At 60.3% G+C, this 24,729-nt stretch carries 12 protein-coding genes and 1 pseudogene; 12 read left to right on the forward strand and 1 reads right to left on the reverse strand.

Annotation, left to right across the window (positions count from 1 at the left end; genetic code table 11):
* The first annotated feature begins 58 nt into the window (after positions 1 to 58).
* Genes glpA through glpC form a run of 3 tightly spaced genes read left to right on the forward strand, consistent with a single transcriptional unit; the run spans position 59 to position 4,241 of the window.
* Entirely contained in the window at positions 59 to 1,732 is a 1,674-nt protein-coding gene (gene glpA / locus WBR25_RS11370) for an anaerobic glycerol-3-phosphate dehydrogenase subunit A (protein ID WP_043824090.1), read from the forward strand.
* Positions 1,722 to 2,987 (forward strand): glycerol-3-phosphate dehydrogenase subunit GlpB, encoded by a 1,266-nt coding sequence (gene glpB, locus WBR25_RS11375; protein WP_429107232.1) that lies wholly within the window; start codon positions 1,722 to 1,724, stop codon positions 2,985 to 2,987. Before glpA ends, glpB begins: the two co-directional genes overlap by 11 nt.
* A gap of 51 nt (positions 2,988 to 3,038) precedes the next feature.
* Positions 3,039 to 4,241: an anaerobic glycerol-3-phosphate dehydrogenase subunit GlpC gene (glpC, locus tag WBR25_RS11380; RefSeq protein ID WP_075115084.1), complete on the forward strand. Its 1,203-nt coding sequence runs from the start codon at positions 3,039 to 3,041 to the stop codon at positions 4,239 to 4,241.
* A gap of 97 nt (positions 4,242 to 4,338) precedes the next feature.
* Here glpC and WBR25_RS11385 read toward each other — a convergent pair whose 3' ends face one another.
* Positions 4,339 to 15,033 carry a retention module-containing protein gene (locus WBR25_RS11385; protein ID WP_479747941.1) on the reverse strand — a complete coding sequence of 3,565 codons (10,695 nt, stop codon included), beginning with the start codon at positions 15,031 to 15,033 and terminating at the stop codon, positions 4,339 to 4,341.
* Positions 15,034 to 15,759: 726 nt separating this feature from the next.
* On the opposite strand from WBR25_RS11385, the gene nrfA reads away from it, so the two are divergent.
* The 9 genes and pseudogenes from nrfA (at position 15,760) to WBR25_RS11430 (ending at position 24,702) form a co-directional block, all read left to right on the forward strand.
* Complete coding sequence (gene nrfA, locus WBR25_RS11390) at positions 15,760 to 17,196, forward strand: ammonia-forming nitrite reductase cytochrome c552 subunit (RefSeq protein ID WP_479747943.1); 1,437 nt, start codon at positions 15,760 to 15,762, stop codon at positions 17,194 to 17,196.
* Positions 17,197 to 17,247: 51 nt separating this feature from the next.
* On the forward strand, positions 17,248 to 17,847 hold the full coding sequence (nrfB, locus tag WBR25_RS11395; protein WP_479747945.1) for a cytochrome c nitrite reductase pentaheme subunit: 600 nt from the start codon (positions 17,248 to 17,250) through the stop codon (positions 17,845 to 17,847).
* Entirely contained in the window at positions 17,844 to 18,524 is a 681-nt protein-coding gene (nrfC, locus tag WBR25_RS11400) for a cytochrome c nitrite reductase Fe-S protein (protein ID WP_479747946.1), read from the forward strand. The genes nrfB and nrfC overlap by 4 nt, the downstream gene beginning before the upstream one ends.
* 87 nt (positions 18,525 to 18,611) lie before the next feature.
* Complete coding sequence (nrfD, locus tag WBR25_RS11405; protein ID WP_236272385.1) at positions 18,612 to 19,565, forward strand: cytochrome c nitrite reductase subunit NrfD; 954 nt, start codon at positions 18,612 to 18,614, stop codon at positions 19,563 to 19,565.
* Between the two features lie 173 nt (positions 19,566 to 19,738).
* The gene (gene nrfE, locus WBR25_RS11410; protein ID WP_479747949.1) at positions 19,739 to 21,706 is read left to right on the forward strand and encodes a heme lyase NrfEFG subunit NrfE; all 1,968 of its coding nucleotides are present in this window, start codon (positions 19,739 to 19,741) and stop codon (positions 21,704 to 21,706) included.
* A complete protein-coding gene (locus WBR25_RS11415; RefSeq protein ID WP_479747951.1) occupies positions 21,703 to 22,278 on the forward strand; it encodes a DsbE family thiol:disulfide interchange protein in 576 nt (191 codons plus the stop codon). Before nrfE ends, WBR25_RS11415 begins: the two co-directional genes overlap by 4 nt.
* Positions 22,275 to 23,474: pseudogene (nrfF, locus tag WBR25_RS11420) on the forward strand (heme lyase NrfEFG subunit NrfF). Before WBR25_RS11415 ends, nrfF begins: the two are co-directional and overlap by 4 nt.
* A gap of 91 nt (positions 23,475 to 23,565) precedes the next feature.
* Positions 23,566 to 24,195, forward strand: a complete 630-nt coding sequence (locus tag WBR25_RS11425) for a DUF2268 domain-containing putative Zn-dependent protease (RefSeq protein WP_043824168.1) — start codon at positions 23,566 to 23,568, stop codon at positions 24,193 to 24,195.
* Between the two features lie 54 nt (positions 24,196 to 24,249).
* Positions 24,250 to 24,702, forward strand: coding sequence for an NUDIX hydrolase (locus tag WBR25_RS11430; protein WP_479747953.1), 453 nt, complete (start codon positions 24,250 to 24,252; stop codon positions 24,700 to 24,702).
* The last annotated feature ends 27 nt before the right edge of the window (positions 24,703 to 24,729 follow it).

Genomic DNA, 24,729 nt, shown 5'->3' on the forward strand with positions numbered 1-24,729 from the left:
ATTTCCACTCAGAAGTAGGCCACACTGGCCTCATCTGGAAGAGATGAGACGGGCAACAATGAAAAGAATAACTACACAAGTCGTCATCATAGGCGGCGGTGCCACAGGGGCCGGCATCATGCGCGATTGCGCACTGCGCGGCATCGACTGCATCCTGCTCGAGCGCGATGATATCGCCGCCGGCACCACCGGCCGCAACCACGGCCTGCTCCACTCCGGTGCCCGCTACGCGGTAACGGATCAGGAGTCCGCCCGCGAATGCATCCAGGAAAACCGCATCCTCAAGCGGATTGCCAGCCACTGTGTCGAGGACACGGGCGGCCTCTTCCTCACCCTGCCGGAAGATGACATCAATTTCCAAACCACCTTTATGGATGCCTGCGCCCTGGCCGGTATCGAAACTCGCCAACTTGATCCCGGTGAAGCCCTGCGCATGGAGCCCAACGCCAACCCGGCGATGATCGGCGCCATCCATGTGCCGGATGGCACGGTCGATCCGTTCCGCCTCGCCGCCGCCAACGTGCTGGACGCGAAAGAGCACGGCGCCCGCATTTTCACCCACTGCAAGGTGCTGGGGCTGCTGCGCACGCAAGATCGGGTACACGGGGTCAAGGCGATCAATACCCGCACCGGCGAAGCGTTCGAGGTGGAGTGTCAGGAGGTGATCAACGCCGCCGGCATCTGGGGCCAGCAAATTTGCGAATACGCCGATCTCGGCATCCGCATGTTCCCGGCCAAGGGCTCCCTGCTCATCATGGATTACCGGATCAACCAGCTGGTGCTCAACCGCGCCCGCAAACCGGCGGATGCGGACATTCTGGTGCCGGGCGATACCATCTCCCTCATCGGCACCACCTCCAGTCGCATCGATTACAACAAGATTGACCAGCTCACCGTCGAACCCGAAGAGGTCGAAGTGTTGCTGCGCGAAGGTATCAAGCTCGCTCCCATCATGGCGCGCACCCGCCTGCTGCGCGCCTACGCCGGGGTGCGCCCGCTGGTAGCGGTGGACGGTGACGACACCGGCCGCAACATCAGTCGCGGCATCGTGCTGCTCGATCACGCCGAGCGCGACGGTCTCAAGGGCTTCAACACCATCACCGGCGGCAAGCTGATGACCTACCGCCTGATGGCGGAGTGGGCCACCGATCTGCTGGCCAAGAAACTCGGCAACAGCAAGCCCTGCCAGACCGCTGAACTGAGCCTGCCCGGCTCGCGGGATCCGGAAAAGGTCTCCGCCCCCGGCCTCTCGGTGCCGGTCGAAGGCTCAGCCCAATACCGCCACGGCGAGCGGGTCATCGCCTTCTTCCGTGACAATCCCAAGGCCAACGCCCTGATCTGCGAGTGCGAAATGGTCACCGCAGGCGAAATCGAATACGCCCTGCGCGAGCTGGATGTGGACAACCTCATCGACCTGCGCCGCCGCACCCGTCTGGGGATGGGGCCCTGTCAGGGGGAGCTGTGCGCCTACCGCGCCGCCGGTCTGATGCAGGAGTATGGCAAGGCTGACGGTCGTCAGGCCTGCGTCATGCTGCGCCAGTTCCTGGAAGAGCGTTACAAGGGAACCCGCCCCGTCCTGTGGGGCGATGCCCTGCGTGAGGCCGAGTTCACCTACTGGATCTACGAAGGGCTGTTTGGCCTGGGAGAATGGACGGCGCCGCAGCTGGTTGCCGATACCCCACGCAGCCCAACCAGCGAGACCACTCACAAGGAGAGCCGTCATGAAGTTTGACAATATCGTTATCGGCGGTGGTATGGCGGGACTCTCGGCTGCCCTGCGGCTGGTGGAGGCAGGCCAGAAAACCCTGCTGATGGCCTCCGGCCAGAGTGCCCTGCACTTCTCCTCCGGCTCGGTCGATCTGCTCGAAAGCGATGGGGATCCCCGCGCCGCCCTGCCCGCTTTTATGGCAGCCCATCCGGATCACCCCTACAGCAAGGTGGGAATGCAAAATATCGAAGCGAGTCTGGCCGATCTGCAGCGCCACTGCGCCGAGCAGGGGTTGCCGCTGGTTCGCCACGACACCAATCACCAGCGCCTGACTCCCATCGGTACCCTCAAGCGCACCTGGCTCTCCCCCGATACCTGTGCCTGCGTCACCGATGCGCCGATCCCGGATGTACTGCTGCTGGCCACCCTCGAGGGCTTTCGCGACTTTCATCCGGCACTGGCGGCCGCCAATCTGGCGACCCATCCGCGTTTTGCCCACTGCCGCATTCTGACCGGCGAAATCCGCCTGCCCCAGCTGGCCGAATTCAGCCACAACCCCCACGAGTTTCGCTCAGCCGATATCGCGCGCCTGTGTGACAAGCACCATCTGGTGGCCGATCTGGCCCGCGAGATCAGCCGCATGGTGCAGGAGAGCGGTGTACCCGGCTGCCGCCATATCGTGCTGCCCGCCTGCCTTTCGCTGGGGCTGGTAGGCCCGCGTCTGGCGGAGCTGGAGCAGCGTACCGGCTGCACCATCAAGGAGGTGGCCACCATGCCGCCGTCACTGATAGGTATGCGGATGCAGGAGGCGCTCAAGCGCCGCTTTATGGCCCTTGGTGGCACCTTCCTCACCAGCGAGCGGGTGCTGGGCGCCCGTTACGAAGGTGACCGGGTGGTCGGCGTACACACCCAGAATGGCGATGATCAGCTGTTTGAAGCGGACAACTTCGTGCTCGCCTCCGGCAGCTTCTTCAGCCGTGGGCTGGAGTCCCGTCTGCGTGGCATTCGCGAGCCCATCTTCGATGCCGATGTGCTGAGTCTGGAGGAGCGTGACGCCTGGGCCGGTCGCCGCCTGTTCGACCACCACCCCTTCATGGGCTTCGGGGTCAAGACCGACGACAAGCTGCGGGTGCTGCGCGGCGGCAAGCCACTCACCAACCTCTATGGCGCGGGCAGTGTCTTGGCCCATTACGATCCCATTAAAGAGGGCTCAGGCTCCGGCGTTGCCGTTGCCACCGGCTGGCAGGCTGCCGGCCATATTCTGGGCGCGGCCCAATGATTACTACGTCCCATATCCCGTGTCTTCATCATCGCCGGGAGGAGAACTGACATGCTACTGGATCACGCCAACCAAACTTTCGATCAGTGCATCAAATGCACCGTCTGTACCGCCTACTGTCCGGTGGCCAAGGCCAACCCTGCCTACCCCGGCCCGAAACAGGCGGGCCCGGATGGCGAGCGGCTTCGCATCAAGAGCCCCGAGCTGTTCGATAGCGCCCTCAAGCACTGCACCAACTGCAAACGCTGCGAAGTAGCCTGCCCGAGCGGAGTGCGCATCGGCGACATCATCGCCAAGGCCAAGCATCAGTACAGCGGTTTCAAACCGGGGATCCGCGAGTTCGTGCTCTCTCACACCGATCTGATGGGCAGCATGTCTACCCTGATGGCCCCGGTGGTCAACTTCACCACCGGTCTCAAGCCGATGAAGCTGGTGCTGGACAAGGCGCTGGGGGTCTCATCTCACCGCGATCTGCCCAAATACTCCCAGGGCACCTTCCGCGGCTGGTACAAGAAGCAAAAAGAATCTCAGGCCCGCTTTGCGCGGCAGATCGCCTACTTCCACGGCTGCTATGTCAACTACAACCACCCACAGCTTGGCAAGGAGCTGGTGCAGGTGCTCAACGCCATGAACATAGGCGTGCAGTTGCTGGAGCGGGAGAAGTGCTGTGGCGTGCCGCTGATTGCCAACGGCTTCATGGACAAGGCCAAGCAGCAGGCGGCCTTCAACATCAAGCAGATGGAGAACTCCCTGCTGGGCAACGAGATGCCGCTGCTGGCCACCTCCTCCACCTGCGGCTTTACCCTGCGCGATGAATATCCCCACCTGCTGGAGCAGGACAACCACAAGGTACGGGATCGCATCTCGCTGGTGACCCGCTTCCTGTGGAACGAGTTCTACAAGGGCAACAAACCGGCGATGAAGCCGCTCAATCTGCACATCGCCTACCACACCCCCTGCCACATGGAAAAAATGGGGGGCGTCATCTACACCCTCGAATTGCTGCGCGCCATTCCCGGGGTCAAGGTGACGGTACTGGAGTCCCAGTGCTGTGGTATCGCCGGCACCTACGGCTTCAAGTCGGAGAATTACCAGACCAGCCAGACCATCGGCGAGGGGCTGTTTGATCAAATCAACCGCCTCTCCCCCGACCTGGTGATCACTGACTGCGAGACCTGCAAATGGCAGATCGAGATGAGCACCAGCTTCCGCTGTGAACATCCGATCCACCTGCTGGCCCAAGCGCTCGCCTGAATCCCCGGCCCTTACGGCCGCATAAAAACAATCCACGCAGAGATAAACAAAGAGCCGGCAATTGCCGGCTCTTCTTTTTTACGCTTCACGCACGCTATCAGGGGTGCTGGATGATCAGGCTATGTTGATCTTCCAGCATGCTCTGCAGGATATCGTGGGACGAGGTGCTGGTGAGATTCCAGCTGGTCAGGTCCACATCCTTCAGGGTGATCTGCTGAGTTATCTGGCCATCACCCGCGGGCGAAACCGAGAGATTCACATCACTCAGGCCATTGCTCCCCGTGGTCACCGAGGCTGAGAGATGCTTGAGCAGATCATCGACACCATTGCCAGTGACCCCTTGCAGCATGTCAGCCAGATCGATCTTGTCCCCCTGTTCCGGATGGAAGTCGGTTATGGTATCGATGGCGGGCAGCCCCAGACTCCCCTCATCCCCGTGTTGCCAGACGAAGAGATCGCTGCCAGCCCCGCCGGTGAGAATGTCGTTGCCATGCCCCCCAAATAGACGGTCATCGCCAGAGGAGCCAAACAGCCAATCCCCCTGATCGGAACCGACCAGCTCATGACCACTCTGGCCGTGCACCGTGATGGTCTCAAGGGGCGTGCTGACGGTTGAGCCGCCGACACTCGACTCGGCACTGATCCCCAGCACATGGTCACCGTTGCCAAAACCGCTGAAGTAGAGCGGAACCGAGTGATCGGCCGGGATCAGCCAGTCGCCATTGCCATCGGCATGACCAACGATCTGACCATGCTCGTCCTGCACCTGCGCCCCATTCAGGCCGCTGATGCGGATGGAGAGCTCACCGGTGGCCGGATTGACCACGCTGGCATTGATGCCAAGGGGGATAACGGCCCCCTGCAAGGCATGGAACGCATGCTGATCCACCGTCAGACCCGGCATATCCGGCTCGGGAGTGACCGTGATGGTCACCTGATCGGTGTCGCTCAGCGGGCCACCCGCACCAGTGTTGCCCTGATCGGAGGTAGTGACGGTAAGGGTATCCTCTCCCCAGAAATCTTTGACCGGTTCATAGTGCAGGTTGCTTGCCAGCAACTGGTTGAGATCAGCCAACGACCCCACCAGGGTGATCTCGCTGGTACCCGCCCCCTGCACCATCACGGCACCGGTTGCACCCATCAAGGTCAGTACACCATGCTCGACCCGCAGCACCATGGAGACAGGCGCACTGCCTGCATCCACATCCTTCACGCTGACGCCGGAGAGCGACAGGGAGCCATCTTCCTTCACCGTCATGCTGCCAGGCAGCTGATTGACCGGGGCATCGTTGACCGGCTGCACCTCGATGGGCAGCACATCGGTATCGCTGAGTGCCCCGCCACTACCCGTGTTCCCCTGATCGTTGGTGACCATGGTCAGGGCGTCATTGCCGTAGAAATCACTGTTGCCCTGATAGGTGACCCCGCCAGAGAGCAAGGCATTGAGATCGGCCAGCGTGCCGGTCAGCACCAGCGAACCGGTGCCGTTGCCGACCACCGTCACGCCGCTGCCAGCAGGCAGCGTCAGGGTGCCATGCTCCACCGACAGGGTGATCTTGATGGGGCTGTTGCCCGCATCCACATCTTTCACCTGCAAACCGTGGATGACGAAGGGCTGATCTTCCTGCGCGACCTGAGGGGTCGTTGGCAATACGTTGATTGGCGCATCGTTGACCGGGCTTACATCCACATGGATGGTGCCATTGACCTCGGGGCCAAGGGCGCCGTTGTCGAGGCTCTGGGCGGTGATCTTGAGATCCAGTGCACCGTTGGCATCATTGGTCACCAGCTCGACTGCACCCAGCTTGCCGCCCTCGGTGGTGACCTGCCAGCGACCGCCACCCAGATCAACAACCGTCCCCGCCACGCCATGTGGCAATCGGATCTCGGCACCATCAGGCACCCCTTCGATGGTGACCCGCACCTGCTCGGGCTTGTTCTCATGCACATTACCCGCACTGCCGCCGGTTGGCTGGGAATCCCGGGTCTCCAGCCCCAGATCCAGAGTAATCACATCCCCTTCGGTACCGCTCGCCTGACCCTGAATGTCGGCGATAAGGGCATCCCCCACCGGATTGACGGTGACGGTAAAGCTGCCACTGGTTTCGAGCGGGATGGTGAGCCCCTTGTCCAAGGTAAAGGCGCTCAGCGACAGCTCCACGGTGCCGCTGAAATCAGCTGGCGGGATCAGGATCAGCTTGGAGAAATAGGTCCCCACCGGGATCTGCCAGACGCCGCCACCATTGTTGACCGCCGGAGCCGACAGGGTGAAGCCATCCGGTACCCCCTTGATCTGAAGCGCGACGATCTGCTCCGAGCCATCGTTATCGATTAGGGTTGCGCCAAATCCGGCAAGGTTGACCGTGCCATCCTCGCTCCCCGTGACGCTGTGCACCGAAAGCTGGGCCGGATCGTTGACCGGTCTCACCTCAAAGCCGACCTGGCCGCTCCAGCTGCCGCTGTCAGTCACCTGTTGGCCGCCGACCAGCGCGGTATCGACGATATCGACCTTGATGTCGAGCGGTACCTGACCGCTGAAGTGCTCTTTGGGCACAAACACCAAATCCTTAAGTGCCGCCATATCACTCACAACCAGAGTGTTAACCGGCTGGCCGCTGCCATCGAGGAAGTAACCATATTTGGCATCCACAGTGATGGTGACCCGCTCCACGGTTTCGAGGCCGCCACCCGCGATGGAGGGGCTGATATCGGCCAGTTTCACCGAGAGATCGAGGTGGATCTCGCTATCTTCCAGATTGTCCGGCTGTCCGTCATGGTTGGTGTCCTGCACGGTCAGAGTCAGTTCCGGATGCTCGCCACGACCACCATTCACATCGACCACGGGGGCCACATCGACCCGTACCGTGCTGCTGTCGACCTTGATGTCGCCACTGGCGGTATCCGTGTTGACCACCTTCACCTCGATATTCAGCGAACCGGCAAAGTCTTGCGGCAAGCCGAGGGTCAACCCTTCCAGGCCCGCCAGTGACGGCGGCACCTTGATGACGTACTCACCGGTCGAGATGTTGTACTCGGCCCCGCTGATAGTGACGCCCGCTGGCAGCCCCTTGAGGACAATGGTCACCTCGTCGCTCGCCTGGTCGGCGGCGCCGATATGGATCACGCCTTTGAGCTGCTGACCAAAATCAACCCGGATATCCTCCTTGCCCACCAGCACGGCGTTGTCGTCGATATCGACAGTCGCCGCCGGCGTCTTGGGCGTCACTGGCTTGTTTTCAAATTCGGCACTGGTTTCCAGGCTCACTTTGACATGGGCGCTGGCATCGCCATCATCGCCCCGGTCGATCACCATGGCATCGATGCGGATCGGTTCGACCTTGCCGACAAACCCGTCCGGCGCATGCAGCTTGAAGCTACCGAGATTGCCCGCCGGCACGATCCAGCTGCCGTTACCGTTGTTGATACCGCCAACCACCACGAACTGATCGCCTGCACCACCATTCAACACCGGCAGGTTGATCACCAGATAGTCGATCTCCTCCACGCTCGAGGGATCGAGGTCGGTAAAGACGAAGCGTCCAGTCAGGTCTATATCAGCACCGCTCTGCCCCACGAGAGCTCCACCGTTCTGGGTCAGCACGCCATCGGGCTCCACCACGGCCTGGATATCGACATGCAGATTGCCATCGATCACCTTCTCGGCCACGGCTCCCGAATCCACATCGTGCTGGGTCACTGTGACATGGCTCTGGATAGTGGTATCCCGATCGCTATCCTCCGGTGCCTTCACCAGCAGGCGCCCCCCGTTGAGCAGGCTGTCGAGCTGGGCGGCAGTCAGGGTGACCTTGCCACTGACCACGGTCAACTGGCTCTCGATACCGCCGACTCGCAGCCAGATCTGGTAGCCATCCTCCACCCCGGAGAGGCTCAGCGCCGTGACCTTCTCGGCGCCGTCAGTGAAGGTCGGATGCCAGTCCAGCACGGTGAACTGATCTTCCAGGCCATGGCTGGTTTTGCTGTAGTCGGTGGCGTCAATCTCCGGTTCCACCTTGATATGCAGCGGCACATCGAAGCTCTTGTGATCGCCATCGTTCTCAGTCACCACCACCTTGGCGATTAGGTTCAAATCCGCCGTGCTGTTATGGGGCGGCTGAATAAGCAGGTTGCCAAAATTGGAGACATCGACCTGATAGGTCGGCTTGCCATGAGCATCGAGCCCGGCAAAGGTAAGGGTCAGCTCCTTGCCGCTGGCATCAAAGACCTGGGCACCTTCCGGCAGCCCTTGCAGCACAACGTTGAGGCTCTCGGAAGTGTCGTACGGGGTATCGACCCACTCGCCCGAGGTGAGGGTAAAGTTGAGCGGTGCCCGTCCATCCTCGCCCACTGTAATGGCATAGCCTGTCCCTTCGGCCTCCCAGCCGGTATTGCCAAGCTCGAAGTGAGGCTGATCCACCACCCCCACCAGATCCACATGAAGGGTCTGGGAGCCGGTCTCCTTCTCGTTCACCACGGTATGGGTCTGGCCGTTGGCATCGGTCAAGGTCGCCGTGTCTTTCACCACCCCCTTGATGGTCAGGTCGAAATCGACGTTGCTGTTTTTCGGCGGTTGCAGCTTGAGTTCGCCAATCCGATCAAAAGGAACCTCATAGTAACCGGCTATGTTCTGTGCAACAGCGGAACCACCCAGCAATAAGGTTGCACCGTCAGGCAGGCCACTGATGCGGACAAACATCTGCTCGGAGCCATCGAGTTTGTCACCCAGATGAGCAAGGGCGAACTTGCTGCCCAGATCGAGCAGGGTGTCTTCCTTGCCCTGAATGTCACGCACGGTGAGCTTGGCGTCATCTGCCACCGGATTGACGTTGATCACCAGATCAATTTTGTCTCCCTGAGCCGTACCCTGACCCTGAGCGATCGGGTTCTTCTCGGTGCTGATCGGCGTCACCGACAGCTTGATGTCACCACTGAAATCCTTGCCCGGAACCACAGTTACCTTGTTGATGTTGCCTGCCGAAACGGTGTAGATGCCACTGCTATTTGGCTTGAGCTCGACTCCGTTGAGCATCAGGGTTCCCTTGCCCGCTTCCAGCTTGATCTGATAGGTCAACGTCTCGGATCTGTCGGTATCCATCAGGCTCGCCTTGACGTCCAGCTTGATACCCGTGCTGTCTTCATTGGTGTCATAGTGGCGAGTGGTGTTGGCTGTGTCCCACATCGGCTTGTCGGCCACACCGCGTACTGTCACAGCCAGATCCCCCGTTACAGCCGCAGGTGCTGCCCCTTCGGTGACACCGACCTGCAGTTGCACCTGGAAGTGCAGTGGTTGACCGCCATTGCTCCAGCTCGACCAGTTGCTTGAAGGCACAAAGGTCACCCCCTGAGTGGTGTAGTGAACATTATCACTGGTCACCATGGCCGCTGGCGGCACGATCAACCACTTGCCATCAGCCGTGGTGGTAAGGGCAACGCCGTTGTAATAGAAGGTGCCATGGGCATTGGCAGGCGCCTGGATAAGCAACTGATCCACATGCTCACCGCGATCGAAATCGCCAATATCGAGCTGCATGTTGATAGGGATACCCAGCCTCGGGTCTTGCGCCCCCTGATCTTCGTTACCAATGGCTGCGCTAACGGTAAAGCGCACCGCTTCATCCTGCAGATTGAGGGTCAGTGTGCTGTTTGCACGATCGCCATCGCCATCGACCAGATGGGCTGTCACCACCTGACTGAGCTGACTTGCATCGTGATTGAAACCGGCCGCAGGATTGAAGGAGTAGGAGCCATCGGCAGAGATGGTCAGGGTTCCCATCACCTGCTTGCCATCGGGGCTCATCACATCTTGTATCAATGAGCCATTGATGGCGTACGTCTGGCCATTGATGGTAATCGACTCGACACGGGCACCATCCGCACCTTCATTGGCAGTAGGCAGCAGATCGCCGGTCACGGTACTGCTCCCCTCGCTCAGGGTATGTGCCAGCACAGTGCCGATAGGCATGTCATCCTGTACCGTCACGGTCACGCTGACATTGGGACTACGATCGCCCTCGTGATCGGTGACAAACAGCGGCACTTCGATGGTCAACTCATCCTTGCCCTGTGCACCGTGATCAAGCTGGCCTACCAGATGGATGCTGTAACTGCCGTTAACATCGAGGTGAACCCAGAAAACGGGTTTGCCCCCCTCGGCCGTAGCCAGATACCAGCCGGTGCTGTGTGCAGCCAGCGTAACCGCTTTGCCACCCGACGTGAGGTGATTGGCCTGATTGAATGCAGCCACATCCAGCTCAAGGGAGGCAACCCGATCCGAACCGGCAGTGATGGTCACCTTGCCACTATCGGTTTCTCCACTCTCTGTTGGTGTGGTCCCCGGATGCTGACCGTTCACTGCATCGAGATCCGACTCCTCGACCCGAACCGGTTCAATGGCGGATATGATCGGGTTGACGCCATCAGTCACCGTGACAGTGGCGGTTCCCTGATTGTTGCTGCCATCGCTGTCGGTGACTTCGACCGGCAGATTCAGCTCCAGCTTATTGTCTGCACCATGATCCAGGTTGGTATGCACCGTCACCTGATAACCGATCTCTGCGCTGGTGTGAGCGGCGATGGTGGCGGGCACAGTGGGGATGGAGACCGTCATCACTACCAGACCACCGCTGGTCACCGCCTGGAAGGTGTGACCATCGGTGCCAACCACTTTCCAGGTCAGGGTTTCGCCGTTATGGGTGATGGGCTTGCCGCTGGCATCCATAACCTGACCGGAGAGGGTCAGTCGTACATCGGTCACCGGATCCGAGTCAGCCTTGATGGTGATCTTGCCGCTCGCCTGCTGGTCATCCACGGCCGAGTTGGCGCCATCGAAGCGCCCTTCGCTTAAGGTGACGCCAGTCAGGGTGAGGGTTGGTTTCTCCCCTTCCCCAATCTGGATATTGAGGGTGCCGCTGGTGCTGTCGTTGTTGCCGCCCGCCTTGTCGTAGTCGTTGATGATCACCTTGATGGGGAGCTCGGTCACGGCGTTGCCGCCCTGATGAAGCCCCTGATAGAGGGTGACCTGATAGTCAAACCCGTTCTTGCCCGCCTGATCGAGGCTGCCAATCAGCTTGACCTCGAACACCTCGACCCGCTGGCCATCCACCATCACATAGCCCTTGATCAGCTGGCTACCGGGGATGGCGGGGTCCCCATCAACCAGCTCGTATTTGACGGGCTGGCCAAGTGCAGTGAGCGCCGGTTGCTGGCTGCCATCGGCAAAGGCCACCTCGACCACCCGATCCGACCCGGCTTGTACATCGAAGTGACCGGTTTGGCTCAGGCTGTTGCTGCCGGTGAGGTTCCCCTCATCCAGGGTCACACCGGTGCCCGGGATAAAGCTCGGCGCCTTGCCGTCCGCAATGGTGAGCGGCAGCGTGGTACCGATGCGATCGCCATCCTTGTCAGCCAGGGTGACGGCCAGCGGCAGGTTGAGGGATTCACTCCCCTTATGATCCAGCTCGCCGCTCAGGGTGACCTTGGCGGTAACGCTCCAGTTGCCGTTGTTATCGACCAGGCTCAGCTCGGCGCGCAGCACCACCTGGCCACCGGCAGTTCCGACCAGCTGGCCGGTTGCGGGATCGACGGTGAAAGTGACCGGGTTGCCGTGGCTGGTGAGTCCGGTCAGGGTGCTCTGGATAGCGGCGATGTCAAAACCGAGGGATGCTGGGTCAAGGGCATCACTGCCGTGCGCGACCGAGAAACTCATGGTGCTGACCGCAGCCGTCTCCCCTTGCGCCATCTCGGTGATGGTGGTGCCAGTCACGGCGGAGATGGTCGGATTGGCACCATCACCCACCGCCACGGTAATAGTGGAGGAGACCCTGTCACCATCGCTGTCGAGCAGGGTAAAGCCCGCCTTGAGCAGGCTGTCGGCACTGCCCTGATCCAGCGGTTGATGGAGAGTAAAGATGTATTTGCCATCGTTGCCGAGGGTCAGCTCAAACACCAGCTTGCCATCTGGGGTACGCCCCTCGATACGATGATCGGCCACCGTGATGGTCACGGCCTGCTTGCCCGAGGTGAACCCTTGCAGCCCAGGCTGATTGGCGTCGAAAGTGATGCTGGCCAGCGGATCGCTGCCTGCGGTGATGGTCAGATCACCGTCAAGAGTCTGGCCCTGCTGCCAGTTGCTATCTTCGGTGAGAGTGAGGGAGACAGGATCGACCTGCGGCAAGGCACCATCGGTAATGGTGATATTGAGGGTGCCGAGGTTGCTCTTGTCGTCGTCAAAATCGGTGCCCTGTACTTTCAGGCCTAGATTGAGGCTGTTGGTCGCTTCCGGTTCGTCAAACACACCGTTCAGCGAGACGTTGTATTTGCCATCCAGCCCGATGGTAACAGTGAGGAGCGTCTTGCCCAGCCAATCCTTGACGATCAGCTGGTTGTCTTGAACCTCGTAACTCGTCGCCTTGCCCTGGCTGGTGAGCCCCGCCAGCGCCGGTTGGTTAGCCTCAAAGTTGAGGGAGACCAGACGATCACTCCCCACCGTCACCGGCAGTTGACCATCGATGCTCTGGTTGCCCCCTTCTTGCAGGGCGACCCCCTTGTCGATGCCCAATGCGGGATCACTGCCATCATTGACGGTCAGGGTCAGGTTGGCGCTGGTGCTGTCCCCATCTATCTCGTTGGCGCTCACCTGCAAATCGAGGGAAAGCATGTCGCTCCCCTGATGATCGAGCGGGCCGGTGAGGGTGACCACCACCCGCCCAGCCAGATCGCTGCCCTGCTGCTGCGCATTCAATTCGGCGCGCAGCACCTCCACCCGTTGGCCACTGCCATCCAGGTAGTAACCCACCAAGGTGCGATCATCGGCAAATTCAAAGGTCAGCGGATGACCATCGCTGGCAAGACCCGAGCCGTTGAGGGTAGTCAGGGTACTGTTCTGATTACTGAACACCAGCGAATCCACCAACAAAGGATCGACACCGTGTTTGACTACAAAACGGCTCTCACCCACTACGGCAGCACCGTTGATAAAGGCATCTTCGGTCAGGGTAATGGGCGGGAGATCAACGTCAAAGTTGGGCGGATTGCTGTCCACCAGATTGATCACCAGCGGCGCCTTCACCAGATCGCCGTCGCTGTCGCGATATTCGAGGTTGAACGGCAGGCGCAACACGTCCTGACCGTGATCCAGGCTTTGACTCCAGACGATGCGGTAACTTCCGTCATTGTTGAGGGTCAGGGTGAAGACAGTCGCCCCACCAGCACTGGCGGTCAGGGTCTGACCGTTGATGGTATAGCCAAGGGGCGCGCCATGGCTGACGAGCCCCAGCCCTTCCAAGGCACTCTGATCAGCGGCGAACTGGACTTGCAGATTGCCATCCTGACCGGCACCGGTATTGAGGCTACCGGTCGCGGAGATCGGGCCACCGGCCAATCCGGCTTCGGAGAGCGTCAGGGTTTCGCTCTGACCGATCAGCGGTGCACCATCGCTGGCGCTGTTGCCCGCCAGATCGGTGACACTGGCACGCACTTCAAAGGATTGATTGATACCGGAGAGATCAAGACCTGATACCTGCCAGCGGCCATCGGCCCCCACCTGTGCCGAGGTGGTCAACAGCGGCTGGCCATTGCTGTCGACCAGAGTGATGATGACACTCTGACCCGCCTCCACATTGCTGGTGGAACCGCTCAGGGTAGCGCTGCTGTTGCCAAACAGGGCAGTGGTATCGAGATCACCGATGTCGATAGATGCCTGAGTATCGACATTGATAACGAGGGTATCGCTGGCACGGTTGCCGGCAATATCCACGGAATTGACCTGAAACTGGTACTGGCCATCGGCCAGGGTCTGCGGCAGCTGATATTGCCAGTTACCGGCGGCATCCACCGTCAGGACGGTGAGCACGCTGCCGCCAAGGCTCAGGGTTACGGTGGCACCGGGCTCCCCCTTCCCTTGCAGCAGCGGGGTATTGTCGCGGGTCAGATCATCGGTCTGGCTGGCGCCAGTGTCGCTCTCATCGGCGAGATCGAGGGTAATGGTGGTGATGGTATCGAGCAGGGTCTGTCCGGTGTCGCTGGCATTGTTGCCCGCCTGATCCTGGGTATTAGCCACAATCTGCAACGGGCCATCCACCAGCTTGCCGGTCACATCGCCAAAATTGGCTTCCCACACCAGGCCGGGCAGCACCACTGTCGTCACCGTCAGTGAATTTCCCGCCTGATCGATAAGGGTGACGGTGACTGGCTGGCCTACCTCCACATCATCCACCACACCACGAATGATGACGCCAGCCGCTTCATCGGCGTTGATAATGTTGTCGCTGGTTTGGGGTTCGGTGATGGTGATGGCGGCAAAGAAATCGCGCTCTTCGGAAAACAGCAGCTCATCGCCAACAGGTTGCACCGCATGGTCGGTATCAAAACCGGCCTCGGCCAGGGTGGCATCGTTGGTACGATCGACCACAACGAATCCACCCGAGCTGGAACCGGCTACACCACCGATATTACCGGCAGCGGCTGCATTGCCGGCGGCGGTCTCCTGGAACAATTCGGTCGGGTCAATACCCTGACGGATCGCCTCTTGCAACGAGGCCAGTTCCGGATCGGCCGGTTGCCCATCAGCAGCAGGTGTGGCGGGCTCAGGTTTGGCGGCCATATCTTGCTCACCAGCAGGCTCACTGCCCGGCTCGGCTAGTTGAAAGTGGCCCCCTTGGGCAGTTTGCAGGCGGTCCCCCAGCTGCAATGCCATCCCCACCTTTGCTCGTATGACAGATCCATCTGCACTGATGACAAACACGGAGCCCTCGAGTTGGGAGATCACCGTGGACTTTTCAATTTGCAACTCTGCCATACAACCTCCAGCAAAACCTTAACCACCAACATCAGTACCTACAGGGTACTTGTCTGTTCAATAATCATACCGCACCAGACTAAGTGGGTCTTTTCGCTATTTTCGACAATGATTGCCATAAAATGGCCATAACTTACAAGATTGTGCATCGAATAGGCCTTTTTAAATAAAATGAGATTTGGATGGACCCAATTCCATCACCTTTATTAATAGGTCTATCAGACTTCATGTGAGCATTTCTATCGCTTGGCGATAAATCCACTGCAGCCTCAATAAATGGATCATAATCCGAAGGTCAAAAGCTCACACCACAACACCGATAATTTGCATATTTAGTCAATTATTAGCATAAGTCATTGCCAGAATGTGTGAACAATACGGCAGCAATCAGGATCAGCAGCAAAAAGTGCCAGTACGTAGCTGTACCGTTCAAACTCCTGCCATCGAATGCTCGGCAGTTAACAAGAAGTTGAGTTTCCATAAAATTTAATCCAGATCTCATTTCAGCGATCAATCCTGTGCACCAATTGATCTGGCACAACTCTCCCTCCGATAAATCATCATTAAATTTACCTATTTGTTAGGGTAACCCTCGAGCAATCATATATTGCGCGGTTTTATTCACCCGCAAGCGAATGTCTGCCCACCCCGCCCGACGGGGGGAGGATCCACACCAAGATGGAACGGGTCAGACGAGACCAAAACATTTATCTGGGAGTGATAAACGTGGGTTCACAACACAGGCATATCAAACTGGGCCTCGCCACCCTGCTGCTGACTACCAGCCTTGGTACCAGCGGCTGGGCACTGGCTGATGACGCAACCACCAATGGCAAGATAGAGGCGCGCAGCGAGCTGTTCGCCAAGGATCACGCCGATCAGTTCACCAGCTGGCAAGCCACCAGCGAAAGCAAGGAGCGCACCGATGCGCTGGCGGAAGATCCCAACATGGTGGTGCTGTGGGACGGTTACCCCTTCGCCAAGGATTACAACAAGCCGCGCGGTCACTTCTATGCGCTGACCGATGTGCGCGAAACCCTGCGTACCGGAGCCCCGAAAACAGCCGAAGATGGTCCGCTGCCCATGGCCTGCTGGAGCTGCAAAGGCCCGGATGTGGCCCGCGTCATCGACGAGAAGGGTGAAGATGGCTACTTCAAAGGGATGTGGGCCAAGGGTGGGCCGGAAGTAGTCAACACCATCGGCTGCGCCGACTGCCACGACACCGCCTCGAAGGAGTTCAAGGAGGGCAAACCTGCCCTGCACCTCTCCCGTCCCTATGCCGATCGGGCCATGACCGCCATCGGCAAGCCGTTCAAGGATCAGGGGCGCTTTGATCAGCAGTCCCAGGTGTGCGGCCAGTGCCACGTGGAGTATTACTTCAGCGGCCCCACCAAGGCGGTCAAATTCCCTTGGGACAAGGGCACCACGGTTGAGCTGATGGAGGCCTATTACGATGAAATCGGCTTTGCCGACTGGACCCATGCCCTCTCCAAAACCCCTATGCTGAAAGCCCAGCACCCCGAGTACGAGACCTGGCGCGCCGGCATTCACGGCCAGAACAACGTCGCTTGTGTCGACTGCCACATGCCCAAGGTGCAGAGCGAGCAGGGCAAGGTCTACACCGATCACAAGGTGGGTAACCCCTTCGATCGCTTCGAGCAGACCTGCCGCAACTGCCACACCCAGAGCAAGGAGATGCTGCAAGGGATTGTCAAACAGCGCAAAGAGGCGGTGATCGAGACCAAGCTGAAGGTCGAGAAGCAGCTGGTACACGCCCACTTTGAAGCCAAGGCGGCCTGGGATGCCGGCGCCACCGAGGCAGAGATGAAGGATATTCTGCAGGACATCCGTCACGCCCAGTGGCGCTGGGACTACGCCATCGCCTCCCACGGGGTGCAGATGCACGCCCCCGAAGTGGCCCTCAAGGTACTTGGCAGCGCGCTGGATAAAGCCGCTGACGCCCGCACCAAGCTGGCGCGCCTGTTGGCCAGCAAGGGGATCAGCCACGAGATCGCCATCCCCGACATCTCCACCAAGGAGAAAGCGCAAGCCGCCCTTGGCATGGATATGAAGCAGTTCAACAGCGACAAGGCCAAGTTCCTCAAGACCACGGTCCCCGCCTGGGATGCCGAGGCCAAAGCGGCCGGACGGCTGGCACAGTAACGGCGCCTGCGGGCCCGGCCAGACCAGGCCCGCAATGGATGGAGGCTTCCTATGGGTGATTTAACGATGGATTTTTTACGACTGATGCTGATGGCAGCCATGCTGCTCACCAGCCTGCAGGGTCAGGCGGCCGAGTCGGCAGCAGCCCCTGTTCCAGCTACACATGAGGTGGAATTTTTACGCAATCCCGACAAGGCCTGTACCGACTGTCACAAAGAGCAGAGCGAGGGGATGCACGGCAAGCATGGTCAGGCGACCAATCCCAACAACCTGGCACCTGTCACCTGCACCAACTGCCACGGCCAGCCCTCCCCCCAGCACAGGGAAGGGGTCAAGGATGTGATGCGCTTTAGCCACAGCCAGAAGGATAAAGAGAGCATCAAGCTTTATCCCATCAGCGAGCAGAATGGAGTCTGCATGAGCTGCCACGAGCCCAAACCACTGCGCGAGGCGCTCTGGGCCCACGACATGCACGCCACCAAGCTCACCTGCACCAGCTGCCACCAGTTGCATCCGGCCAAAGAGCCCATGGTGGGGATCCCGGAAAAATCCCGCATCAAGCTCTGCGTCGACTGCCACAGCAAGCAGCATGAGGCCAGCAAGGCCCGGCAGGAGCAGTCCAAACCGGCTACCGGCAAGGAGGCCTCATGAGCTGCTCTCGCCGTAATTTTATGGCGGGCATGGGCGCGGGGGCCCTTATCATGATGACGGGGTCGACTCGCTCCCTTGCCACCCCCCTCGCCCACAGCCAGACCATCGACGGGATCCGCTATGGCATGATCCACGATGAGACGGCCTGCATCGGCTGCACCGCCTGCATGGACGCCTGCCGGGAGGTAAACAAAGTGCCGGAAGGGGTCTCGCGCCTCGAGATCATCCGCTCAGGCCCCCTCGGTGAATTTCCAGACGCCGAGTACCGCTTCTTTCGCAAGTCCTGCCAGCACTGCGACAACGCCCCCTGCGTGCATGTCTGCCCCACCGGCGCCTCCCATATCCGCAAGGAGGATGGCATCGTCGATGTCAACGCGGATCTCTGCGTCGGCTGCATGTATTGCCTCGCCGCCTGCCCCTATCAGGTACGCTTTATCAACCCTGTGACCCGGGTGGCAGACAAGTGCGACTTTTGCCGCAAGACCAACCTGGCGGCGGGCAAGGAGCCGGCGTGCGTGGAATCCTGCCCCACCAAGGCGCTGGTGTTCGGTAATCTGGATGATCCGGACAGCCCCATCGCCCAACGGCTGGTGAAGGAGACCACCTATCGCTACAAGCAGGCGCTCGGCACCTCGCCCAAGATGTACCGCGTGCCCAAAGGGGAGATAACGTCATGACCATGCAAGCGGCATTTTATTTTCCCTCCCTTGTCTGGGGATTTGTCCGATCGCCATCTACCGCAGTAACAGAGGGAGGAATGGATCATGTTGCATGACGCATTTCACTTCCCTTCCCTTGTCTGGGACTGGCCCATCGCTATCTATCTCTTTCTGCTCGGCATCTCCGCCGGGGCCACCACCCTCTCGGTGCTGTTGCGCCGCAAGGGGGCAGGCAGCGAGAGCGGCATCATCAAAGCGACCGCCATTCTGGCGCCAGCGAGCGTGATATTGGGGCTGCTGATCCTTATCTTCCATCTGGCCCGCCCCTGGACCTTCTGGAAGCTGATGTTCCACTACCAGTTCGACTCAGTGATGTCGATGGGGGTCATGCTGTTTCAGCTCTATATGGCGGTGCTGTTCGCCTGGCTGGCGGTGGTGTTTCGCACCGAGATCGAGACAATGCGCAGCCGGTTGCTGAAAGAGAAGTTCGCATTTGTGGATGGGCTGATTGGCTTGCTCGCCCGCATCGAACGGCTGCTGGCGCCGCTCTTGCTGCTGCTCGCCGTACTGCTGGGGGCCTACACCGGCTTTCTGCTCTCGGCGCTCAAGACCTATCCGCTCTTGAACAACCCGGTGTTGCCGGTGCTGTTTCTGGTCTCGGGCATCAGCTCCGGCATCGCCTCCACCATCTTGCTGGCGGTGACGCTCTTCAAGGAGAACCACCACAGCCAGGGGGTGAGCTTCGTGCATCGCTTCGAGCGGCCGGTGCTGGCGGTGGAGGTGCTGCTGCTGGTCTGCTTCTTTACCGGCCTCTACTTCGGTGGCGGCCAGAAAGAGGTGGCGATGTGGGCGGCCATCGGCAGCGGCTTCTGGGCTCAGGTGTTCTGGATAGGGGTGGTGGGCTTCGGCATGCTGCTGCCCCAGCTGCTGGCCCTGCTGACCCCGGCCCCCCTTCGGGAGCGCAATGGCCATCTGGTGCTGGTCTGCAGCCTGACCCTGGTGGGGATCCTGCTGCTGCGCTACTTCGTGCTTTATGCCGGTCAAATGACGGTCGTATAACGGTATGATCACCAGCGCCAGCCGCCCTCGGGTGACTGGCGCTAGCTTGTTGCTGGCCCAATGAATTTCTGGTGATGCCACACCCGTTGCTTGGCAATATTCCCCGCTAAAGGGAGACGACACGACGTGTGTGCCATGACATGAATGAGATCAAAGATTGAACCGGAGGTTATGTGCTGGCGGAGCTCGGCTATCTCTCACTGTTGCTGGCGGCGACACTCTCCTTGCTGCAGAGCACACTGCCTTGGCTGGGATTACGGCTCGCCTCCCCGACTCTGCTGCGCAGCGCAGCGCCGCTGGCGCTGATCAATGCCATCCTGCTATTGGCCTCCCTGCTGCTGCTCGCCAGCTGCTTTGGCCAGGATGATTTCACCGTCAGCTATGTGGCTCAACACGCCAACAGCGCCCTGCCGCTGGGCTTCAAGCTGGCGGCGGTATGGGGCGGCCATGAAGGCTCCATGCTCTTTTTTGTTTTTGCATTGGGGCTGTGGGGCGCTCTGGTGGCCCTTTGCTCCAGGCGGGTCGATCCGCTGATTACAACTCGGGTATTGGCCATCATGGGGCTGATCGTCGGGCTGTTCGCCCTCTATACCCTGATCTTCTCCAGCCCGTTTGACCGCCAGTTCCCGGGGCCGCTGGAGGGGCGCGATCTCAACCCCATGCTGCAGGATATCGGCCTTATCATCCACCCGCCCCTGCTCTATCTCGGTTACGTCGGCTTTGCGGTCAACTTCGCCTTCGCCATGGCGGCGCTCCATTCGGGCAGACTGGATGGCGCCGTGGCCCACTGGAGCCGCCCCTGGGCGCTCGGCTCCTGGGTGTTTCTCACCGCCGGCATAGTGCTAGGTTCCTGGTGGGCCTACTACGAGCTCGGCTGGGGCGGCTGGTGGTTCTGGGATCCGGTAGAAAACGCCTCCCTCTTGCCCTGGCTGCTCGGCACTGCCCTGCTGCACGCCCTGATTGTCTGCGAGAAGCGTGGCGCTTACGGCCACGCCGTGCTGTTGCTCTCCATCTTTACCTTCGCCTTGAGCCTGCTCGGCACCTTTGTAGTGCGCTCCGGGGTGCTCACCTCGGTACACGCCTTTGCGGTGGACCCCAGCCGCGGCCTCACCCTCTTGTTACTGCTCGGCTTGCTATTGACCTGCGCCCTCACCCTGTTTGCCCTGCGGGCGGACATTCGCGCCCCCTATGCCCGCTTTGGCTTGCTGTCAAAGGAGGGGCTGCTCGGCGCCTCCATCCTGCTGCTCTGCGTGGCCTGCGCCAGCGTGCTGCTCGGCACCTTCTACCCCATGGTGTTCCAGTCGCTTCATCTGGGCTCGCTCTCGGTGGGCGCCCCCTATTTCAATTCCATCTTCGTGCCGCTGGCCCTCTGCATGATGGCGCTGATGACCCAGCTGCCGCGCCTGCGCTGGCAGCAGCTTGCGCCACATTGCCGACTAAACGCTCTGTTACCGCCGCTGTTTGGCCTGCTTGGCGGCGGGCTGCTTAGCCTTGCCTATCTGGAACAGGGATCGTTTTCCGGTAGCTGGATTGGCATCCTCGCCAATATGGTGAGCCTCTGGCTGATGGCCAGTCTGTTACTCCCGCTCATGCAACCGACATTGCTGCGCGAGTTCACCCTCAATCGGTTTGGCAGCTTGCTGGCCCACCTCGGGGTGGCGGTGTGCGCCCTTGGCATCGCGCAGGTGAGTCACCAAAGTCAGGAAGGAGGCACAGTGCTAAGTGCCAACCAGCCCTACCAGCTCGGCGCGTTCGAGTTTCGTTATGAGAGGCGCGAGCCGGTGATCGGCCCCAACTATACCGCCGAGCGGATCACACTTAGCGTGCACAAGAACGGTAAAGAGGTGGCGCGGCTGACACCGGAGCGGCGCCACTACAGCGTGCGCACCATGAACATGAATGAACCCGGCATCGCGTGGGGAATGCCCGGCGATCTCTACGTGGTGCTGGGTGAGAAGATGGGACCAGATGCCTATGCCATGCGGCTGCACTACAAGCCGCTGGTGCGCTGGATCTGGTTCGGTGGCCTGTTGATGATGACAGGCGGCACCCTGCGCCTGCTCGCCCGCCGGCCGCTGCTGGCTAGCCATTCTGCGCCAGCTACCGCCCCTTACCCTCGGCTTGAACAGGAGTCCTTATGAATGCCCGTCTGCGCCTGTTCGTGCCGCTCGTGCTCACTCTGGGACTTGGCGTCCTGCTCTGGCTCGGCCTTGGCAACAATCCCTACAGTCAGGATGAGGCGACGCTCGGCCGTACCCTGCCTGCGTGGCAGAGCGACAATCTGCTGGACGGGAGCCCGATCCAGACCGCCAGCCTCAAGGGGGAGCCCTTTGTGCTTAACGTCTGGGCCAGCTGGTGCGTCAACTGCCGCGCCGAACATCCGCTGCTCAGCGAACTCGCGGGTACAGTACCCCTCTACGGTCTCAACTACCGGGACAAGAGGGATGCCGCCCGCGCCTGGCTTATCCAGGCGGGCAACCCCTATCGCGCCGTACTGGCCGACCCCGACGGCAAACTGGCCCTTGAGCTCGGCGTCTACGGCACGCCTGAGACCTATCTGTTTGATGCCGATGGTGCCCTGCTCGTCCGCCATACCGGCGAGCTTACCAAAGGGATCTGGCAACGCCAGTTTGCCCCCCTGCTTGCAAAGGCCCGCAGCAACACCGCTAGCCAGCCCGATGTGGAGAGAGAAGTGCAGGAGAGCAAGCCATGAGCCGTCTCGGCCACGCCCTGATCGCGCAGCTCTTGCTGGCCTTGAGCCTAGGGGCCCTTGCCAGCGGGGTCGATACCTATCAATTTCGCCATCCCGAGCTGCAAAATCGGGCGCAAGAGCTGGCCCGCGCCCTGCGCTGCCCCCAGTGCCAGAACCAAAACCTGGTGGAGTCCAACTCCCCCATCGCCCGGGATCTGCGGCTAGAGGTCTACCGCTGGGTGGACGAGGGGCAGTCAGATGAGCAGGTGATCGCCCGCATGACGGAGCGCTTCGGCGATTTCGTCCGCTACGATCCCCCTTCAAGGCCAGCACGGCGCTGCTGTGGGGCGGTCCCCTGCTGCTGTTGGGGCTGGCGCTGTTGACCCTGTTTCGCCGCCTGACGCGCACAAAGGCGCAACCCATCCCTGTCGTTAAGGCCATCGTTGAGGCCCCCCTCAACCCGCCGCCGATCCGCGCAGCGAATTGAATTTGCTGATCATGCACGGGGAGCAGGCAGGCCTCTCCCCCGACCAGCCACTCTACAGGGAGCTGAGCGCCGCCCCCTGGCCAACGCCATCCCGGCGGCTGAGCTGGCCCTGCGCGAGCGACTGGCCAACCAGCATGACAATCGCGGCCGCAATAACCGGCACGGGTGGGCCTTGTTGCTGCTTGGCATCATGGCATTCGTAGCCGTGGCCGCTGTCTATCTCAGCACCGGCCGTTATCAGGCATGGCAGGATTATGCATCCCGTCCCGATCCGCTGGCGGGGTTGAGCCCGCGGGACCTGCAAGACAAGGAGCTGGGGAGTCTGCATCAGAAGCTTCAACGCAGCCCTGCCGATCTCGACGCTTGGGCGGCGCTCGGCCAGCTCTATCTCTATCGGGGCGAATATGACAACGCCCTGCTCGCCTACCAGCGCCTCGCTCTGCTGGAGGGGGGCGCCAGCGCGGCGACCCAGGCCGCCCAAGCCACCGTGCTCTACTATCAGGCGGGCCAGCAGCTGACTCCCGAGGCAACCCGCCTGCTGGAGAGCGCCCTCAAGCAGGACGCGGGGGAAGTGAGTGCCCTGATGCTGCTCGCCTCCGATCACTTTCTGCATGGCCGCTACAGTCAGGCCATTGCGCTGTGGCAGCAACTGCTCGATGGCGAGCGCCCTCGCATCAACCGGGCCGCGCTGATCGAGGCGATCCAGACGGCAAGCATAATGGGCGGGTAACCCCTTGATTGAAGGAGGGTAATCGTGGTGATATGGCGCCGCGACCACGCAAGTGGCTCAGCACTCACTTTCAATAGACAAGGATGTCTGGATGCAACTCACCCTGTTAAACGACTCGGGCAAATTCGATGGGCTCGATGACACCATTAGGCACGTTTTTGCCGAGACGGCGCACAAATTGAATGCCTTGTTCGATCTCTCCCAACTGGATGTCACCTTCAGCCCTTTTGCCGAGGGGGATGCTCCCGACTCGGGTATCGGTGGCTGGGCCATCAACATGTATCGGATAGAACTCCAGCTTGATCTGGAACGGCCCGACATAAAAGAGGTGATCATCACCGAATTGCCTGCCGTGCTGGCCCACGAAGTCCACCATATCGTGCAAAAGAAGAACAAGGTGGAAGCAGAAACACTGGCCGAAAACCTGATTTTTGAAGGGCTGGCCTGCTACTTTGAGCAGAGGTTCAATGGTGGCACACTCCCCTCGCTGTTCAAGGAGTCTCATCATCATGACTGGCAATCGCTCCTGGCAGAGATGACGCCCCATCTATCCAGCAAGCAGTTCAACTTTTTAGACTTTTTCTACTGCCGTGATAACCGGCCATTTCCCAAATATGCCGGTTACTGGGTGGGGTTCAATCTGGTGGCCAACTATCTGGCCAAAAATGGCCTGAATGAAATAGAGGTCATGGGCCTGCCCGCCGAGGCGTATTTCAATTAACACGCCTTCACACTGTTCATGGCTATCACAGAGCCCAAACCCGGAGAGAAGATCATGATCCCCATTCGCTGCAAGGCCGTCTCTGGCGTTGCCCTTACCACTGTCGATGGCGAAACCAGATTGCTGGTGATGAAACTGGTCAAGGGGGGCTTCTGGTGTCATGTGGCAGGCACGGTGGAGGCGGGTGAAACCGGCTGGCAGACCATTATTCGGGAGTTTGGCGAAGAGACGGGGATCCGGGTCACCGAACTCTACAACGGCCAGTATCTGGAGCAGTTTTACGATGCCGCCTTGAATACGGTGGAGGTGGTGCCGGTCTTTGTAGTCTATTGCCCGCCCAATCAGGCGGTGATCCTCAACGACGAGCACACAGACTATCGCTGGTGTTCCCTGGCCGAAGCAAAAGCGCTGGTGAGTTTCCCCGGCCAGAAGGCGCTCTACGACCATATCTGGCACCACTTTGTCGACAACGCCCCCTCTCCCCTGATGCGGGTCGATATCTGCTGACTGCGCACGGCTTCCCCCTGTAAATGC

The organism is Aeromonas sp. MTB, assembly GCF_056632455.1.

Bases quoted from the DNA above. Each gene is read 5' to 3' on its own strand.
- glpA (WP_043824090.1), top strand. From the start codon at position 59: ATGAAAAGAATAACTACACAAGTCGTCATCATAGGCGGCGGTGCCACA.
- glpB (WP_429107232.1), top strand. From the start codon at position 1,722: ATGAAGTTTGACAATATCGTTATCGGCGGTGGTATGGCGGGACTCTCG.
- glpC (WP_075115084.1), top strand. From the start codon at position 3,039: ATGCTACTGGATCACGCCAACCAAACTTTCGATCAGTGCATCAAATGC.
- WBR25_RS11385 (WP_479747941.1), bottom strand. From the start codon at position 15,033: ATGGCAGAGTTGCAAATTGAAAAGTCCACGGTGATCTCCCAACTCGAG.
- nrfB (WP_479747945.1), top strand. From the start codon at position 17,248: ATGGGTGATTTAACGATGGATTTTTTACGACTGATGCTGATGGCAGCC.
- nrfC (WP_479747946.1), top strand. From the start codon at position 17,844: ATGAGCTGCTCTCGCCGTAATTTTATGGCGGGCATGGGCGCGGGGGCC.
- nrfD (WP_236272385.1), top strand. From the start codon at position 18,612: ATGTTGCATGACGCATTTCACTTCCCTTCCCTTGTCTGGGACTGGCCC.
- WBR25_RS11415 (WP_479747951.1), top strand. From the start codon at position 21,703: ATGAATGCCCGTCTGCGCCTGTTCGTGCCGCTCGTGCTCACTCTGGGA.
- WBR25_RS11425 (WP_043824168.1), top strand. From the start codon at position 23,566: ATGCAACTCACCCTGTTAAACGACTCGGGCAAATTCGATGGGCTCGAT.
- WBR25_RS11430 (WP_479747953.1), top strand. From the start codon at position 24,250: ATGATCCCCATTCGCTGCAAGGCCGTCTCTGGCGTTGCCCTTACCACT.